Origin of the sequence: Streptococcus sp. HMSC074B11 (assembly GCF_001808705.1) — a bacterium.
Lineage (GTDB): Bacteria > Bacillota > Bacilli > Lactobacillales > Streptococcaceae > Streptococcus.
Genome location: NZ_KV794240.1, coordinates 1 through 254 on the forward strand (window position 1 = coordinate 1; position 254 = coordinate 254).

Consider the following 254-nt stretch of genomic DNA (forward strand, 5'->3'; position numbering starts at 1 on the left):
TTGCCAACTGCCCCTTTCGTATTTTGCATAGTTTCAAATGCTTTCCATTCTGCCAAATCAACCATATTACTTACACCACCTTTAGCCGCATTCATTAAGCCCTGATCTTTTACAGAGTTCAAAGCACCTTGAATACCACCTCCAGTTCTTGCAAGGCTATTCCCCAGAATCTGACTTCCTTTAGACAGGGCATCTGGAGCTTTTTTAGCCATATCCATACCAAATTGACCAAGCGCCATACCCCCATTGAAGAC

General features: G+C 43.3%; 1 pseudogene. It reads right to left on the reverse strand.

The window, feature by feature from the left end:
- Positions 1 to 254 (reverse strand): annotated as a pseudogene (locus HMPREF2619_RS01700) (hypothetical protein); the annotation flags it as partial.